This window comes from Actinoallomurus iriomotensis (genome assembly GCF_030269445.1).
Lineage (GTDB): Bacteria > Actinomycetota > Actinomycetes > Streptosporangiales > Streptosporangiaceae > Actinoallomurus > Actinoallomurus iriomotensis.
The window spans coordinates 355,016-371,378 of the sequence record NZ_BSTJ01000001.1 but is presented as its reverse complement, the minus strand read 5'-3'; the positions used below and the strand labels follow the sequence as shown (position 1 = coordinate 371,378).

At 72.2% G+C, this 16,363-nt stretch carries 16 protein-coding genes; 11 read left to right on the top strand and 5 right to left on the bottom strand.

The features are described from left to right. Positions 1-30 precede the first annotated feature (30 nt). Positions 31-1,809: an AMP-dependent synthetase/ligase gene (locus QSK37_RS01755; RefSeq protein ID WP_285617034.1), complete on the bottom strand. Its 1,779-nt coding sequence runs from the start codon at positions 1,807-1,809 to the stop codon at positions 31-33. A 255-nt stretch (positions 1,810-2,064) separates the two neighbouring features. On the opposite strand from QSK37_RS01755, the gene QSK37_RS01750 reads away from it, so the two are divergent. From QSK37_RS01750 to QSK37_RS01725, 6 genes are all read left to right on the top strand, one after another. Beyond that, entirely contained in the window at positions 2,065-2,751 is a 687-nt protein-coding gene (locus tag QSK37_RS01750; protein WP_285617031.1) for a copper homeostasis protein CutC, read from the top strand. A gap of 65 nt (positions 2,752-2,816) precedes the next feature. After that, positions 2,817-3,584: a metallophosphoesterase family protein gene (locus QSK37_RS01745; protein WP_285617030.1), complete on the top strand. Its 768-nt coding sequence runs from the start codon at positions 2,817-2,819 to the stop codon at positions 3,582-3,584. A 51-nt stretch (positions 3,585-3,635) separates the two neighbouring features. Next, on the top strand, positions 3,636-4,070 hold the full coding sequence (locus QSK37_RS01740; protein ID WP_285617029.1) for an SRPBCC family protein: 435 nt from the start codon (positions 3,636-3,638) through the stop codon (positions 4,068-4,070). 154 nt (positions 4,071-4,224) lie between these two features. Then, complete coding sequence (locus QSK37_RS01735; RefSeq protein WP_285617027.1) at positions 4,225-4,530, top strand: hypothetical protein; 306 nt, start codon at positions 4,225-4,227, stop codon at positions 4,528-4,530. A gap of 12 nt (positions 4,531-4,542) precedes the next feature. Then, the gene (locus QSK37_RS01730) at positions 4,543-5,490 is read left to right on the top strand and encodes an ROK family glucokinase (protein ID WP_285566811.1); all 948 of its coding nucleotides are present in this window, start codon (positions 4,543-4,545) and stop codon (positions 5,488-5,490) included. 20 nt (positions 5,491-5,510) lie between these two features. Next, positions 5,511-6,218 carry an endonuclease/exonuclease/phosphatase family protein gene (locus QSK37_RS01725; protein WP_285617025.1) on the top strand — a complete coding sequence of 236 codons (708 nt, stop codon included), beginning with the start codon at positions 5,511-5,513 and terminating at the stop codon, positions 6,216-6,218. Here QSK37_RS01725 and QSK37_RS01720 read toward each other — a convergent pair whose 3' ends face one another. Further along, entirely contained in the window at positions 6,219-6,935 is a 717-nt protein-coding gene (locus tag QSK37_RS01720) for a hypothetical protein (RefSeq protein WP_285617023.1), read from the bottom strand. A 556-nt stretch (positions 6,936-7,491) separates the two neighbouring features. Here QSK37_RS01720 and QSK37_RS01715 point away from each other — a divergent pair. Then, positions 7,492-8,517, top strand: coding sequence for a 6-phosphofructokinase (locus QSK37_RS01715; RefSeq protein ID WP_285617022.1), 1,026 nt, complete (start codon positions 7,492-7,494; stop codon positions 8,515-8,517). A 66-nt stretch (positions 8,518-8,583) separates the two neighbouring features. Here the strand turns inward: QSK37_RS01715 and QSK37_RS01710 are convergent, their stop codons facing one another. After that, a complete protein-coding gene (locus QSK37_RS01710; RefSeq protein WP_285617020.1) occupies positions 8,584-9,846 on the bottom strand; it encodes an APC family permease in 1,263 nt (420 codons plus the stop codon). A gap of 161 nt (positions 9,847-10,007) precedes the next feature. Between QSK37_RS01710 and QSK37_RS01705 the strand changes: the two genes are divergently transcribed. After that, the gene (locus QSK37_RS01705) at positions 10,008-10,316 is read left to right on the top strand and encodes a hypothetical protein (RefSeq protein WP_285617019.1); all 309 of its coding nucleotides are present in this window, start codon (positions 10,008-10,010) and stop codon (positions 10,314-10,316) included. Between the two features lie 16 nt (positions 10,317-10,332). Here the strand turns inward: QSK37_RS01705 and QSK37_RS01700 are convergent, their stop codons facing one another. After that, the gene (locus QSK37_RS01700) at positions 10,333-11,301 is read right to left on the bottom strand and encodes an ArsR/SmtB family transcription factor (RefSeq protein ID WP_285617018.1); all 969 of its coding nucleotides are present in this window, start codon (positions 11,299-11,301) and stop codon (positions 10,333-10,335) included. Positions 11,302-11,363: 62 nt separating this feature from the next. On the opposite strand from QSK37_RS01700, the gene QSK37_RS01695 reads away from it, so the two are divergent. From QSK37_RS01695 to thiI, 3 genes are all read left to right on the top strand, one after another. After that, a complete protein-coding gene (locus tag QSK37_RS01695) occupies positions 11,364-12,560 on the top strand; it encodes an MFS transporter (protein WP_285617017.1) in 1,197 nt (398 codons plus the stop codon). Positions 12,561-12,605: 45 nt separating this feature from the next. Continuing rightward, positions 12,606-13,301: a class I SAM-dependent methyltransferase gene (locus QSK37_RS01690; protein WP_285617016.1), complete on the top strand. Its 696-nt coding sequence runs from the start codon at positions 12,606-12,608 to the stop codon at positions 13,299-13,301. Between the two features lie 96 nt (positions 13,302-13,397). Continuing rightward, positions 13,398-14,648 (top strand): tRNA uracil 4-sulfurtransferase ThiI, encoded by a 1,251-nt coding sequence (gene thiI, locus QSK37_RS01685; RefSeq protein ID WP_285617015.1) that lies wholly within the window; start codon positions 13,398-13,400, stop codon positions 14,646-14,648. A 605-nt stretch (positions 14,649-15,253) separates the two neighbouring features. Here the strand turns inward: thiI and QSK37_RS01680 are convergent. Continuing rightward, positions 15,254-16,165: a DMT family transporter gene (locus tag QSK37_RS01680; RefSeq protein ID WP_285617014.1), complete on the bottom strand. Its 912-nt coding sequence runs from the start codon at positions 16,163-16,165 to the stop codon at positions 15,254-15,256. Positions 16,166-16,363: the final 198 nt, after the last annotated feature.

Below are 16,363 nucleotides of genomic sequence, written 5' to 3'. Positions count from 1 at the left end.
AGGACGGCGGGCCTTCGCGACGGGCCCAAGCTAGGAGTAGAGCGCCTCGATCTCGTCCGCGAAGTCCTTGAGCACGACGTTGCGCTTGACCTTCAGGGTCGGCGTGAGGTGCCCGGTCTCCTCGGTGAAGTCGTTCGCCAGGATCCGGTACTTCTTGATCGCCTCGGCCCGCGACACCGACGCGTTGGTCTCGGCCACCGCGGCGTCGATCTCCCGTACGAGGTCGGGGTCCTCGGCCAGCTCGGCCGCCGACAGCGACGACTTGCCGTGCTCCTCCTTCCACGGCTCGATCGCCTCGGGGTCGAGCGTGATGAGGCAGCCGATGAACTTCCGGCCGTCGCCGACGACGAGGCACTGGCTGACGAGCGGGTGGGCGCGCAGCCGGTCCTCCAGCGGGCCGGGGGCGACGTTCTTGCCGCCGGCGGTGACGATGAGCTCCTTTTTCCGGCCGGTGATCTTCAGGTAGCCGTCGCCGTCGAGCTCGCCGATGTCGCCGGTGTGGAACCAGCCGTCCTCCAGGACCTGCTTGGTGGCCTCCTCGTTGTGCCAGTAGCCGGCGAAGATGTTCGGGCCCTTGGCCAGGACCTCGCCGTCGTCGGCGATGCGCACCGAGGTGCCGGGGATGGGCTTGCCGACCGTGCCGATGCGGTTGTCGCTCGGCAGGTTGACCGCGATCGGCGCGGTCGTCTCGGTCAGGCCGTACCCCTCGAGGATGGTGATGCCGACCCCGTTGAAGAAGTGGCCGAGGCGCTCGCCCAGGGCGGCGCCGCCGGACACGGCGTGGGTCACCCGGCCGCCGACCGCGGCCCGCAGCTTGGTGTACACGAGCCGGTCGAAGACCGCGTGCTTCAGCCGCAGGCCCAGGCCCGGGGAGGCGGCCCGGCTGTAGTCGATCGCGGTGTCGGCGGCGATGCGGAAGATCCTGCCCTTGCCGTCGGCGGCGGCCTTCTGCTCGGCCCCGTTGTAGACCTTCTCGAACACGCGAGGCACGGCGAGCAGGAAGGTCGGGCGGAACGACTCGAGGTCGCCGACGAGGTCGGTCAGGTCGGGGGTGTGGCCCAGGACCACGCCGGCCTCCACGCAGCCGACCTCGATGAGCCGGGCGAACACGTGGGCGAGCGGGAGGAACAGCAGCGTCGAGCCCTCGCTCAGGCCGAACACCTCCGTCAGGGCGCCCTCGATGGTGTTGCGCGCGGTCGCGAGGAGGTTCTCGTGGGTGATCTCACAGCCCTTCGGCCGGCCCGTCGTGCCCGAGGTGTAGATGACCGTGGCCAGGTCGCCGGAGGTACGGGAGGCACGCCGTTCGTCCAGGTCGGCGCCGACCGCCTCGTCGCCCTCGCCCGACGGCCGGGACGGCGGGGCATCGATCCGCCACACGTGGGCGAGCTCGGGCAGGTCGTCGCGTACGGACGCCACCGCCTTCTCGTGCTCGTCGCTCTCGACGAACATCGCCTTCGCGCCGGAGTCGCCGATGATCCACTGGATCTGCGAGGCGGAGGAGGTCTCATAGATCGGCACGGTCACCGCGCCGGCCGTCCAGATGGCGTAGTCGGCGACGGTCCACTCGTAGCGGGTGCGGGACATGAGGGCGACGCGGTCGCCGGGCTCGATGCCCGCCGCGACCAGGCCCTCGGCGACCCGGGCGACCTCGTCGCCGAACTCGCGGGCGCTGACGTCGCGCCATCCGGCACCGTCCTTGCGGCGGAAGACCGTACGGCCGGGCTCCTCGGCCGCCCGGGAGAAAAGCGTCTCGGTCAGATTCGCCGAGCCGGCGATCGTCACCTGCGCGGGAACGCTGAACTCACGCACGGATCTCTCCTTTGCGGGCATGGTGGCCAGGAACTGCACGGACGGTACCGCGTCTACTTACCGATCGGTAGCCTCCGGCGGGTGACGCGTCTCGCATTTCTTCTTATCACCGCTCGGCGCGCTTCCTCACCACCGTCGCATCGCGTCCGGTAGCGGGAATGGGAGCGGCCCGGCCGGACAAAGACCAGGTCAATCCGGCCCGCACGGCTCCCGGCCGTCGCGAGAATGCGCTCGCGGGGCGATCGGGGGAGAAAGATGTCGCTGCTCGAAGTGATCACACAGACCGAGGCCGACGCGGAGGCCGCCGAAGAGGGAGGCGCCGACCGGGTCGAGGTCGTGGCGGACCTGCGGGCCGGCGGACTGTCGCCCGACCCTCGCGTCGTCGCCGGAATGCGCCGCGCCACATCCCTGCCGATGCGCGTCATGCTGCGGGCCAAGACCGGGTTCCGCACGAACGGCCCGGAGCTGGACCGGCTGCGGTGGGTGGCGGCCGAGCACGCCGAGGCCGGGGCGGACGGATTCGTCTTCGGTTTCCTGGAGGCGTCCGGCGCCGTCGACGCGTCGGCCACCACGAAACTGGCCGAGGCCGTCGCGCCGCTGCCGTGGACCTTCCACCGGGCCGTCGACAGCGCCGTGTGCGCCGACGAGGCATGGCCGGCGATCGAGGAGCTGGCCGGTCTCGACGCCGTGCTCTGCGCCGGGTCCCCGCACGGCGTCGACGCCGGCATGGAGTCGCTGCTGCGGCGCGCCGCGGCGTACGCGCCGCTGATGCTGGTCGGCGGCGGGCTGCGGCGCAAGCACGTGGCCGTGCTCACCGCGGCGGGGGTGGACGCCTTCCACGTCGGCGCGGCCGTCCGGCGGCGCGACGCCTCGGGCGCCTCGGTGGTCGACGCCTCGCTCGTACGCGAATGGCGTGCGGTCGTCGACGCCTCCTGCACCTGATGCCGCGCTCGTGTCCATGGTCGCTGCTCGGCTGAGGACGGGGTTCGCGGAAGTAGGGTGCACCTATGCGGGTTCATGTGGTGAGCGACGTGCACGGGCGCGTGGACGCGCTCGCCGCGGCCGGCGACGGGGCCGACGCGCTCGTCTGTCTCGGGGATCTCATCCTCTTCATCGACTACGACGACCACGCCCAGGGCATCTTCGCCGACCTGTTCGGAGAACGACACGCCGACACGTTCATCTCCCTGCGCACGCAGAAGCGCTTCGACGAGGCGCGGGAGTTCTCCGGGCGGCTGTGGGCGTCGCTGGAGGGCGAGCCGAGGTCGCACATCGAGGCGGCGGTCCGCCGGCAGTACAAGGCGCTGTTCGGCGCCATGCCCACCCCGGCCTACCTCACGTACGGCAACGTCGACATCCCTCGCATGTGGTCGGAGAACCTCCGTGAGGGCCACCACGTGCTCGACGGGCAGACCGTCGACCTCGACGGCTGGCGGTTCGGCTTCGTCGGCGGGGGCCTGCGCACCCCGTACCGCACGCCGCACGAGATCGACGACGAGACCTACGCCGCGAAGGTCGCGGCCGTGGGCGAGGTCGACGTCCTGTGCTGCCACATCCCGCCGGCCGTGCCCGAACTGCTCTACGACACCGTGGCGCGCCGCTTCGAGCGGGGCAGCGAGGCCGTGCTGGACGCCATCCGCGACACGCAGCCGCGCTACGTGCTGTTCGGCCACGTCCACCAGCCGCTCGTACGCCGGACGCGGATCGGCCGCACCGAATGCGTCAACGTCGGGCACTTTCGCGCTCGCGGCGTTCCGTACGTTCTGGAGTGGTAACGGCTACGCTCCCGCAGGAAACGTTCGAGTGCCGAAGAAGGGACGCCCGCGATGGCGGATCGCACGAGTTCGAGCATTACGATCGGCGCCGCCGCACCAGAGATCATGGCGGTGATCGCCGACTTTCCGGCATACCCTGGATGGGCCGAGGGCATCACCGCCGCCGAGGTCCTCTCCACCGGAGATGACGGGCGCGCGGAGCAGGTACGGATCACGTTGGAGGCCGGGCCCATCAAGGACACCTATGTCCTCGCCTACGACTGGGACGGTGACGACGCGGTCCACTGGAAGCTCGCCGAGTCCGGCGCGATGCTGACCGGCATGACCGGGGCATATCGTCTCGCCCCGGTCGATGGGAGCACCGAGGTGACCTACGAGCTCGCGGTCGACGTACGGATCCCGATGATCGGAATGGTCCGGCGCAAAGCGGAGAAGCGGATAATCGAGACGGCGCTGAAAGGGTTGAAACAGCGCGTCGAAGCGTAGCTCACCTCCGGATGCCCGGCCTGTGTGCCACGCATCCCTCGCGGGACGGTACCGTTTCACGCCGAACGATTAGGTAGATGATGACCCCATGAGTGAACAGCCAGCATCGGCGCTGTTTGAGGCAATGCGTCTCGTCGACGTACTGCGGAGGCGCGTGAGCGGTGCCACGGGTGCCGGTTCCCGGTCCGATGACGTGTGGAGCGACGCCACCAGCGAAGCCTGGGGCGACCACATCGCGACCGGCGCGCCGGAGTGCCGCTACTGCCCGGTGTGCCGGGCGATCGCGGCGTCCCGTGAGTCCGGCCCCGACGTGGTGAGCCACGTGATGTCGGCGGGCGAGTCACTCTTCGCCGCTCTCCGCGAAGCGGTGGCGGGGTTCGAGCGTACGAAGCCGGCCGAGTCGTCGCGTCACGAGCCGGGTGGAGAACCGGCCGACGGCGGCCGGCCGCAGGGTGACTAGGGGGCCGCGTCGATGACGCTGACCATTGGTGTGGATGTCGGCGGCACGAAGGTCGCCGCCGGAGTGGTCGACGACCACGGCCGGATCATCGAGAAGCTCCGGCGCCCGACGCCCTCGACCAGCCCCCACGAGACGGCCGCGGTCATCGCCGAGGTCGTCGACATCCTCAAGGGCAAGTTCGACGAGGTGGAGGCGGTCGGCCTCGGGGCCGCGGGCTTCGTGGACGAGAGCCGCTCCATGGTGCTGTTCGCGCCGAACCTCGCCTGGCGTGACGAGCCGCTCAAGAAGAAGGTCGAGAGCCAGGTCGGCCTGCCGGTGATCGTGGAGAACGACGCCAACGCCACCGCGTGGGGCGAGGCGAAGTTCGGCGCGGGCCGCGGTGAGGACCACATCGTCCTGATCACGCTGGGCACCGGCATCGGCGGCGGGCTGATCATGGACGGCGAGCTGTACCGCGGCCGGTTCGGCATCGGCGGTGAGTTCGGGCACTTCCGCGTCGTTCCGGACGGGCGGCGCTGCGGCTGCGGCAACCGCGGTTGCTGGGAGCAGTACGCCTCCGGCAACGCGCTCGTCGCCGAGGCGCGCGAGCTGGCACGCGTCTCCCCGGCCCTGGCCGGCCGGCTGCTGGAGCTCGGCGACGGCTCGCCCGAGGGCATCAGCGGCCCGGAGATCACCGAGGCGGCGCGCGGCGGCGACACCGCCGCGCTGGAGTGCTTCCGCAGCGTGGCCGTGTGGGTCGGCCAGGGCATGGCGGACCTGGCCGCCATCCTCGACCCGGGCGCGTTCATCATCGGCGGCGGCCTGTCGGAGGCGGGCGACCTGCTGCTCGACCCGGCACGCGCCGCGTTCGAGAACGCCCTGACCGGCCGGGGCCATCGCGTCTTCGCCGATATCCGGATGGCCGAGCTGGGCCCCGACGCCGGCATCGTCGGCGCCGCGGACCTGGCGCGCCTGCGCTGAGCCGCTTTTGTAACGGTCCGTTGACGACGATTCGGCTGCTCAGCTACAACGTCCGGTCGATGCGCGACGACCGGGCCGCGCTGGCCCGCGTGATCCGCAGGCTCGAGCCGGACGTCGCGTGCGTGCAGGAGGCGCCGAGGTTCGCGTTCTGGCTCCGCAAGCGCCGTTGGCTGGCCCGGCGCACGTCGCTGGGCCTGGCCGTACGCTCACGGCCCGCCGGGCTGGAGCTGTACGCCGGGCCCCGCACGGCCCTCCTGCACCGGCGGCACCGCCTGCTGTCGCCCGTGCCGGGCCTGCACCGGCGCGGGCTGGTCTTCGGGCTGTTCGAGGTCGGCGGGGCGCGGTTCGTGGCGGCCAGCGTGCACCTGGACCTGGCCGACGGGCCGCGGCTGCGGCACGCCGAGGAGATCGTGACGGAGCTGGCGCGGATCCGCGAGCGGTTCGGCGCCCCGGTCGTGCTCGCCGGGGACGTCAACGAGGAGCCCGGGGGAGGGGCGTGGGAGCACCTGGCGTCGCGCTTCCAGGACGGATTCGCGACCGCGCCGTCGGGCCAGGGCGCGACGTACAGTTCCCGGACGCCGCGCACGCGTATCGACGGCGTCTTCGCCGATTCCGGGTTCGAGGTGCTGAGCTGCGGGGTGCCCGACGAGCCGGAGCTGCTGGCCGACTATCCGGCGGCGACCGATCACCGCCCGCTGCTGGCCGAGCTCCGCGTCCGCGAGAGCTGATCAGACGACCGCGCCGTCGTCGTCCTCCGGCGGGTCGTCGCCCATGCGCAGGACCAGCGCCACGAAGCCGCCGATGAAGGCGGCGACCGCGACGAAGGCGGCCCAGCTCGGCACGTCCCAGCTCAGGAACACCGACGCCACGAGGTAGACCGGCCCCCCGAGGAGGGCGATCCAGGCGAACCGGGTCAGCGCGTCCGGTTTCGGGAGCGGGGGAGGGGGCGGCGGGACGAAGTGATCGTCGTCCTCGTCGTCGGTGGCGGGCTTGACGACGCGAGCGGTCATCAGCTCGCCGTTCGTCTCGGCGGGCGGGTCGTCGCCCGGGTCGTCGGCGGTGTCGTCGAGGGGATCGTCGATGTTCTCCTGGGCCGGCCACGGCGTCTCGCCGGGGGCCGAGGGGCGGTCGAAGGCCGCGACGATCTCGGCGAAGATCTGGTCCTCGTCGCGGGAGGCGGCGTAGTCCTCCCGCAGCTCGGGAAGCCGTGCCTCGAGGATCTCCTCGGCGGCGGCCTTGGCGCTGGCGTCGGCGTAGAGCCGGTCGGTGGGCTCCTCCGGCAGGCGGACGTCCAGATAACCCCCGGTCTCGCCCGGCGCCGGCACCGCGTACGCGGCGATCCCGGCCTCGCGCAGGGCGGCCAGCATCGCGTCCGCGAGCTGCGGTGTCAGATCGGCGACAGGAACGTACGCGTCCGCGGTCAGCCCGTTGCCGCGCCGGCTCATCGGCCGGCCCCCCTGTGTGCGAGACCGGAGTCGCCGGGTGCCGGGCCCGTCGCCTCCGACCTGACGCCTGGCGTGAGCGCCATGGCGCCTCCCCTCGGAACTCCCGTCGACCGCCGCTTCACGAAAGAGCCTACGGCCGGGACAACTCTGATTGACCAAAAGGTTGCGGGTGCGGATCGTGGGCGCGCGGGCCCGGGGTTGGGAAGATGACCATCATCTCTCAGATCGCTCTCCGGGCGTACACCTACGGTCGGGCGGGAGGTTGTTTTACCGGTTGTCACGTCGTCCTCACCGCCATTGTCCACCCGGAGGGCCCGGCCGGTACGGGGTGACGGCCCGGTGACCGCAACACGACCGCCGGCCGAACGCTTCCCGGCTTTACCCCCCGGTCGCGAAAAGTCAGGATGTTCTCCCCGTACGGAGCTGATGGGCGGGGGCGCTATCCGCTATGGTCTAGACCAATCGCGGTGCATCGTGCCTCGCGCGTGATGCCGCATCCACCGTTCCCGGCCCACTAGTCTGGTCGGGTCAGTCCATGGTTCGAAGAGGAGAAGGCATGCGTGTCGGAGTGCTGACCGGCGGCGGTGACTGCCCCGGCCTGAACGCCGTCATCCGCGCAGTGGTCCGCAAGGGCGTCCAGGAGTACGGGTACGAGTTCGTCGGCTTCCGCGACGGCTGGCGCGGTCCCCTCGAGGGTGACACCATTCCGCTGGACGTCCAAGCCGTACGCGGCATTCTGCCCCGCGGTGGCACCATCCTCGGATCGTCCCGCACCAACCCGATCAAGATCGAGGGCGGCGTCGAGCGGATCAAGGACAACCTCGCCGGGCTGGGCGTCGACGCGCTCATCGCCATCGGCGGCGAGGACACCCTGGGTGTCGCGCGGCAGCTGCACGACCGCGGCGTCAAGGTCGTCGGCGTGCCCAAGACGATCGACAACGACCTCAACGCGACCGACTACACCTTCGGTTTCGACACCGCGGTCAACATCGCGATGGAGGCCATCGACCGGCTGCACACCACGGCCGAGTCCCACCACCGCGCGCTGATCTGCGAGGTCATGGGCCGCCACGCGGGCTGGATCGCGCTGCACGCCGGCATGGCGTCCGGCGCCAACGTCATCCTGATCCCCGAGCGGCCGTTCGACATCGAGAAGGTCTGCGGCTACGTCGAGAGCCGGTTCAAGACCAAGTACGCGCCGATCATCGTCGTCGCCGAGGGCGCGCACCCGGCCGACGGCCAGATGGACGTGCAGACCCAGGAGCTCGACGCCTTCGGTCACGTGCGTCTCGGCGGCATCGGCGAGCGCCTGGCCGCGGAGATCGAGAAGCGCACCGGCAAGGAGGCCCGTACGACGGTCCTCGGCCACATCCAGCGCGGCGGCACCCCGACCGCGTTCGACCGGGTCCTGGCGACCCGCTTCGGCCTGCACGCGATCGACGCGGTGCACGACGGCGACTGGGGCAAGATGGTCGGCCTGAGCGGCACGGACATCGTGCGCGTCGACCTGAGCGCGGCGACGGACCAGCTCAAGACCGTCCCGGTCGAGCGTTACAGCGAGGCCGAGGTCTTCTTCGGCTGATTCCGGCCGGACACCGGGCCCTCGCCGCACGCGGCGGGGGCCTTTCGTCGTCCAGGGCGGGTGCGGTCAGGTCGTCATCGCCCGGCGGACGGCGTACGCGGCGGCGCCGGCGGCCAGCACGGCCGCGCCCGCGACCACCGAGGTGACCGGCAGGGCGAACGCGAGGACCACACAGCCGGCCAGCCCGGCGACCGGCACGGCGCGCGGAGGCCGGCCCTCGTCCGCGGTGAGGGTCGCGGCGGAGGCGTTGGCGATCGCGTAGTACGCCAGCACTCCGAAGGAGGAGAACCCGATCGCCCCGCGCACGTCCGTGGTCGCCGCGAGAACCGCGACGACGGCGCCCACGACCAGTGTGGCGCGGTGGGGGATCCCGAACCGGCGGTGGACCGCGGACAGCGCGTGCGGCAGGTGCCGGTCGCGGGCCATGGCCAGCGTCGTGCGCGACACCCCGAGGATCAGCGCGAGCAGCGACCCCGCCGACGCGACGGCCGCGCCGGCCCGTACGACCGGGGCCAGGCCCGGCATCCCCGCGGCGCGCACGGCGTCGGCCAGGGGAGCGGTCGCCGCGCCCAGCCCGCGGGGGCCGAGAACGGTCAGCGCCGCGACCGCCACCGCCGCGTAGACCACCAGGGTGATGCCCAGCGCGACCGGGACGGCCCGGGGGATGGTCCGCCCGGGGTCGCGCACCTCCTCGCCCAGAGTGGCGATGCGCGCGTACCCGGCGAACGCGAAGAACAGCAGGCCCGCCGCCTGGAGCACCCCGCCGGCGGTGGCGTCCGTACCGACGTCGAGCCGTGCCGGATCCGCCGCGGCGGAGGTCAGGGCGGCGACCACGATGGTCGCCAGCACGGCCAGCACCACGGCGACGATGACGCGGGTGAGCCAGGCGGACTTGCGCACCCCGGCGTAGTCGACCGCGGTGAGCGCCACGACGGCGCCGGCGGCGACGGCGTGGGCCCGCGCCGGCCAGGCGTACGAGCCGAGGGTCAGCGCCATGGCCGCGCAGGAAGCGGTCTTACCGGCCACGAATCCCCACCCGGCGAGGTAACCCCAGAACTCCCCGAGCCGCTCCCGCCCGTAGACGTACGTGCCGCCGGACGCCGGGTAGCGGGCCGCCAGCCGTGCCGAGGACGTGGCGTTGCAGTACGCGACGACGGCGGCCACGGCCAGGCCGAGGAGCAGCCCGGACCCGGCCGCCCGCGCCGCCGGGGCGAGCGCGGCGAAGATCCCGGCCCCGATCATCGACCCGAGCCCGATCACGACGGCGTCGAAGAGCCCGAGCCGCCGCCGCAACGCGGGCGCGGCGGCGGTCGCAGATGGCTCGCTCATGGCCCTCCCGAGTCGGTCCTCCAAGACTTCGAAGCCGATGATGCCCCATCGGCCCGGTTTCCTCCTCGACGGCGTACGACCGGCTTGCCGCACGCACATTCGATTGTGTTGACTTTGCGTTACCGATCGATTACTAATAGTCTCCCTATCGTGCCGATGCCGTGGTGACGTTCGGCCACGACGGAGCGCGGCTCGCCGTGCTTCCCGAGACGGCCCGCGGAATCCTGGAGGAGATCATGAAGACGCGAGCCCGCGAGTACAAGAGCGACTTCGCCCGTAGGTATGTCGCCGAAGGCGAGGCCAAGGGCGAGGCACGCGCGATCTTGCTTCTGCTCGCCGCTCGGGGGATCGAGGTTCCGGAGTCGGTGCGGGTGCGGATCAGTGAGACGACGGATCTGTCGCTGCTGGACTCCTGGGTGCGGCGCGCCGGCAGCGTCGAGTCGGTTGAAGAGCTGCTCGATCCGCGGTAGCCCGGGTCTCCGGCGGCTATCGGCGGGACGCGGTGACCAGGGTGTCGCCCGCCGGCGTGCGGTAGTACAGGACCGAGCGGCCCGTACGGCGGCGGGTCACCAGGCCCGCCTCCAGAAGGATCTTCAGGTGGCGGCCCACCGAGCCCAGGCCCTGTCCCGTCAGGGCGACCAGCTGTGTCGTGCTCTTCGGCGACGCGAGCAGTGTCAGGACGCCGGCCCGCGCCGGGCCGAGCAGGCGCCCCAGTGCCTGCGGCGCGCCGGATCCGGTGCCGTCCGCCAGTACGCCCGCGCACGGGTACACCACGGCGTACCGGTGCGGTGCCTCCCACGACACCCAGCCCCGGCCCGGCGTGACCGGCACGAACAGCAGTTGCGCGCCCGAGATCACCCGTGGTGAGTGGTCGTACATGTTGATCCGCAGACGGCCGTCGCCGAGCCAGCGCATCCCCGGGCGCATGTCGTCCAGGGCCCTCGCCCAGCCGCCCTCGCCGAGCTGTCGCGTACGGGCGAGGATGTCGGCCTCCAGCAGCCGCCGGCGGCGTGGCCAGTACGGCCGGACCGCCTCCGTCCACACCCACTCCAGCAGGCCGGCGGCGCGTGAGGGCAGGTCAGGGCGGTCCAGCATGGGCGGCAACGGGCCCTTCAGCGACACCGTCAGGTCCACGCGAGCGGTGTCCGGCGGTGTCTCCCAGATCCGGGCCACCTCATCGGCGAACGACGGGCTGCCCTCGCCGGGCGGTGTGGGCGTGAGGAAGGCGGCGTTCCAGCTGCCCATGAGACCGGCTCGTACGAGCAGGGCGGCGACCGGGTCGTCGCGGAGCCGTGCCCGGTACGCCGGCAGGTGGGCGTCGAGCCAGGCGCGTTCGCCGGGGTGGGCGGCGGTCGCGCGCTGCAGGGCGACCAGCGAGGCGATCGTCTCGTTCAGCTCCGAGACCACGAATCGGCTCCCGGCCAGCGTGTCCGCGTTGACCTGCCACAACCCCACTGAGTTTCGCCTCCCGGCGAAACCATAACGGTTGCCGCGCCGGTGAAGTCATATTTCCCGCTATGCGTACATACGGGGAGCTTTTTCGGACCGAGGAGTTCACGCCGCTGTTCGCGGCGAGCTCCCTTCAGGTCGCCGCGTCCACGCTGAGCGGGCTCGCGCTCGGCACCCTCGTCTACACCGCCACCCGGTCGCCGCTGCTGTCGGCGCTCAGCATGTTCGGCGCCTCTTTCGCCCAGCTGGCCGGCGCGGTGGCGTTGCTGTCGGCGGCGGACCGCCTGCCGCCGCGCGCGGCGATGACCGCGATCGGGCTGGTGTTCGGGCTGAGCACGCTGGTGCTGGCCGTGCCCGGCCTGCCGCTCGGCGCGATCTTCGCGATCGTCCTCGGCCAGGGGCTGGTCGCGTCGGTTGGTGGGGGAGTCCGGTACGGGCTGCTCAGCGAGATCCTCCCGGCCGACGGCTACCTGCTGGGCCGGTCGGTGCTGAACATGTCGGCCGGAACGTCGCAGATCTTCGGGTTCGCGGCCGGAGGCGTGCTGGTCGCCACGCTGTCCCCGCGAGGCACCCTGCTGGCGGGCGCGGCCCTCTTCCTCGCCGCCGCGGCCGTCTCCCGTACGGGCCTGGGGGCGCGCCCGCCGCGCGCCGCCGGCCGCCCCTCGGTGGCCGAGACCTGGAGGAGCAACGCGGTCCTGTGGTCCGACCGGTCCCGCCGCTGCGTCTACCTCGCGCTCTGGGTGCCCAACGGGTTGATCGTCGGCTGCGAGTCGCTCTTCGTCCCGTACGCGCCCGGCCACGCGGGCCTGCTGTTCACCGTCGCGGCGTTCGGCATGCTGGTCGGGGACACGCTGGCCGGCCGGTTCGTGGCCGACCGGTGGCGGCGGCGTCTCGGCGCGCCGCTGCGCCTGCTGCTCGCCGTCCCGTACCTGATCTTCGCGGTGGACCCACCGGCGCCCGTCGCGGTCACCGCGGTCGTCCTCGCGTCGATCGGATACTCCGCGACGCTGTTGCTGCAGGAGCGGCTGATGGCCATCACGCCGGGTGAGATGCACGGGCACGCGCTGGGCCTGCACTCCTCCGGGATGCTCGCCATGCAGGGCGTCGGCGCGGTCCTCGCGGGGGCCGTCGCGCAGCACACCTCACCGGCGACGGCCATGGCCGTGATGGCGGCGGCGTCGGTGGCGGTCACGCTGGCCCTCGCGCCCGGCCTGCGGCCGGTGGAACGCTCGCCGGAGCCCGTCGGGGCCGGCTCGCCGCGGTGAGAAAACCGCGTGCGGCCGCCCCGCCTCCGATGTGAGGATCGCGAAATGGACACATCGTGGACCCTCGACGAACTCGCCCACGCCGGTGCCGAGCACCTCGATCCGGGGTTCGTCGCCCGGTACGAGACGAAGGCCGGATACGACCGAGACGTTCTGCCGGACGTCGAGGAGGACCTCGCCGAGCTCGCCGGGCTCGACGGCACCCTGGTCGACCTCGGCGCCGGCACCGGACGGCTGGCGTTCGCCGCCGCGCCGCGGTTCCGCCGCGTGGTCGCGGTCGACGTCTCGCCCGCCATGCAGGAGGTCCTGCGCGAACGGGCCGCCGGATTTCCCAACGTCGAGTGCGTACGCGCGGGCTTCCTGTCCTATGAGCACACCGGAGCGCCGGCGGACGCGGTCTGCAGCCGCAACGCGCTGCATCAGCTTCCGGACTTCTGGAAGGCACTCGCCCTGGAGCGCGTCGCGCGGATCCTGCGGCCCGGCGGCGTGCTGCGGCTGCGCGACCTGGTCTTCGACTTCCGCCCGGAGGAGGCCGACGAGGTCATCGCGCGCTGGTTCGACGGCGCGGCGGCCGATCCCACGCGGGGCTACACCCGCGAGGACTTCGCCGAACACCTCCGGACCGAGCACAGCACCTTCCGGTGGCTGCTGGAGCCGATGCTGGAGGCCGCCGGATTCGAGATCGTCCGGACCGGCTTCCGCGGCCGGATCTACGGCGCGTACACCTGCGTGAAACGGTGACGACACGGGAACACCGCGCCCGAGTCGCGATGTTGCACTTCTTGCGCGACACTAGGCGCGTCGCCCCTTCCCCGCTTCCCCTGCTGGAGGTCATCCATGCCCATGCTCGACGCGGCGGCCGAGAGCCCGAGCAGGCACACCCCTGTGAACGGTGAGCCCTGTGTGCTGCTCAAGCTGGGTGAGCTCGTTCTGAAGGGCAGAAACCGCGACCTGTTCGAGCGGCGGCTCCAGAACAACATCCGCGCTGCGGTCAAGGGCCTCGGGATCAAGATCCAAGTCTGGCAGCGCGAGGGCGTCATCGTCGTCCGCACCGAGAGCGGCGAGCTCGCCGACGTCGACGCGGTCGCGCGGCGCATGACCGACGTGATGGGCATCGTGTGGGTGCACCGTGCGTGGCGGGTGGACAAGGACCCCGACGCGGCCGTACGGGCGGCGCTCGACCTCGTCGGCCAGCACCCGGCGCTCGCGCACAAGGGCAAGTTCGCGATCCGGTCGCGGCGCCGTGACAAGCGCTTCCCGATGACCTCCTCGGAGCTGAACATCCTGCTCGGCTCGAAGGTCCAGGAGCGCTACGACCTGCCGGTCGACCTGAAGCAGCCCGACATCGCGGTGTTCGTCGAGGTCGACCAGCGCGAGGTGTTCGTCTTCACCGACGGCATGCCGGGCGCGGGCGGCCTGCCGGTCGGCATGAGCGGCCGGGCGCTCGTCCTCATGTCGGGCGGCATCGACTCGCCCGTGGCCGCGTACCGCATGATGCGCCGCGGCCTGCGAGTGGACTTCCTCCACTTCTCCGGCATGCCCTTCACCGGCCCCGAGTCGATCTACAAGGCGTACGCCCTGGTCCGCGAGCTGGACAAGTTCCAGGGCGGCTCACGGCTGTTCGTGGTGCCGTTCGGCAAGGCGCAGCAGCAGATCAAGACCTCCGGAGCCGACCGGCTGCAGATCGTCGCGCAGCGACGGCTGATGCTGAAGACCGGCGAGATCGTCGCGCACAACCTCGGCGGAGCGGCGCTCGTGACCGGCGACTCGCTCGGCCAGGTGAGCAGCCAGACGCTCCAGAACATCACCGCCCTCGACGACGCGGTGGAGCTGCCGATCCTGCGTCCGCTCATCGGCATGGACAAGGTCGAGATCATGGATGAGGCCCGCCGCCTCCACACGCTCGCGATCTCCGAACTGCCGGACGAGGACTGCTGCACCGTCCTGACCCCGCGTCGTGCCGAGACCCGCGCCAAGATCGACGATCTCCGTCAGATCGAGAAGCGCCTCGACGCCGGCGAGATGGCCGAGCAGCTCGCCACGTCCCTGCAGGAGCACCGCCCGTCGTACGGCGAGCCGACCGCCTGACCTGCCGACGGCGGGCGAGCCGGCCCGGGCCGTTCGCGCTGAGCCTGCTCAGCACGTGAAGCCGCTGATGCCGGGCCGGCCTGCACGCCAGCGTCCGCACCGGCTCCGGCCGGAGCCGCCACAGGAGGCGGCACTGCGACGGCGGGCTCCGGTGGGGTCGGCGACACACGGGTCGCGCAGTGGCTGTGGGCGGGTCCCACCATCGCCGGCCCTTCATGGCTGCTGCTTGGCGCCATCGCGGCGACCGCGGTGTTCGCATCCAAGGGGGTCGGCGGGGTGGCCTGTGCCGGGCGTTCCCGAGGCGGGCGGGTAGGACGGTCGGCGCGCGGGTGGCCGTGATGGCGAGTTCGGCCGGGGTGGGCTTTTCGCATCCAGGGTGGTCTGTGCTGCTCGTGAGGACCGGCCGAACGGGCCGCGGCCGCGTCGGGCGGCGGGCGCGTCTTCGCCGACGCGGACGTTGCGGCGGGCCGCGGGACGTTCGGTCCGTCCAGGCCGGTCGCGGCTCCCACCGTCCGTTCCCGCGCAGGGGCCACCCGGACGCATGATGCCGCCGGGCCGCCCCCACGCGGGTTACCGGCGGGGCCCGGACGGCCCCGCCGTGTCGATCACCGCCTCGGCCTGCCCTCCGGCAGGGTGAGGATCAGCAGGCTGATCACCAGCAGGGCGAGACCGGCCAGGGCGAGCCCGCCGAGATGCTCGCCCAGCACGAACAGGCCGAGTACGGCGGCGACCGCCGGTTCTGCCAGGGTGAGCGTCGTCGCCGTGGCGACCGGGGTGGTGCGCAACCCCCGGCCGTACAGGACGTAGCCGACGCCCGTGGTGATCAGGCCGAGGTAGAGCGCCGCCGGGCCGCCGCGTACGGTGAACATCCAGCCGGCACCCTCGAACACGAGTACGGGCAGCAGCAGGATCCCGGCGCCGCCGAAGATGACACCGGTCACCGCCCGGTCCTCCTCTCCGCGCGTGATCAGCACGGACGCCGCGGTGGCGTACGCGGCGTACCCGAAGCCCGCCAGCAGGGCGAGACCGATCCCGACCGGCTCGACTCCGGCGGACCGGCCGCCGACGGTCAGCGCCGTGCAGCCGGCCACCGCGCCGACGGTGGACAGCAGCCAGCGGCGGCTCGGCGCGCCCATTCGCAGGGCGAGGGTGAGCAGCCCGGCGAACACCGGCCCGCTGCCGATCGTGACGACCGTGCCGGTGGCCACACCCGTACGGGCGACGGAGCTGAAGAACGCCACCTGGTAGATCGAGGCGAGGGCGGCGCCGAGGAAGAGGATCAGCCGGGTACGGCGGCCGGCGGCGATCAGCGGCCGCAGGCCACCGGAACGTACGGCGAGAACGAAGAGGAAGGCCCCGCCGATGAGCAGCCGGGCGGCGCCCACGACGACCGGACCGGCGTGCGTGAAGGTGCGCACGGTGCCGGTGGTGCCCCAGAGAGCGGCGGCGAGGACGATGTCGGCCGCCCCGCCGAACCGGCGTACGGGCGTGGTGGAACTGAGGGACGTACTGGTCACGAGAGAGACTCCAGGCTCGAACCGGATGATGAACACCGGATCCGGGGACGCGCCTGAACACGCTCACGACCACGCCGGGCGGTCTGCCGGACGTGGGGGAGGGGCGGCCCCGGTCAGAGCCGGGGCGGTCCGAGCTGAGCGGTGTAGTACGTCATGGCGAGCAGCCTAACCCGCCCACGACGCGCCACGCGAAGCGGG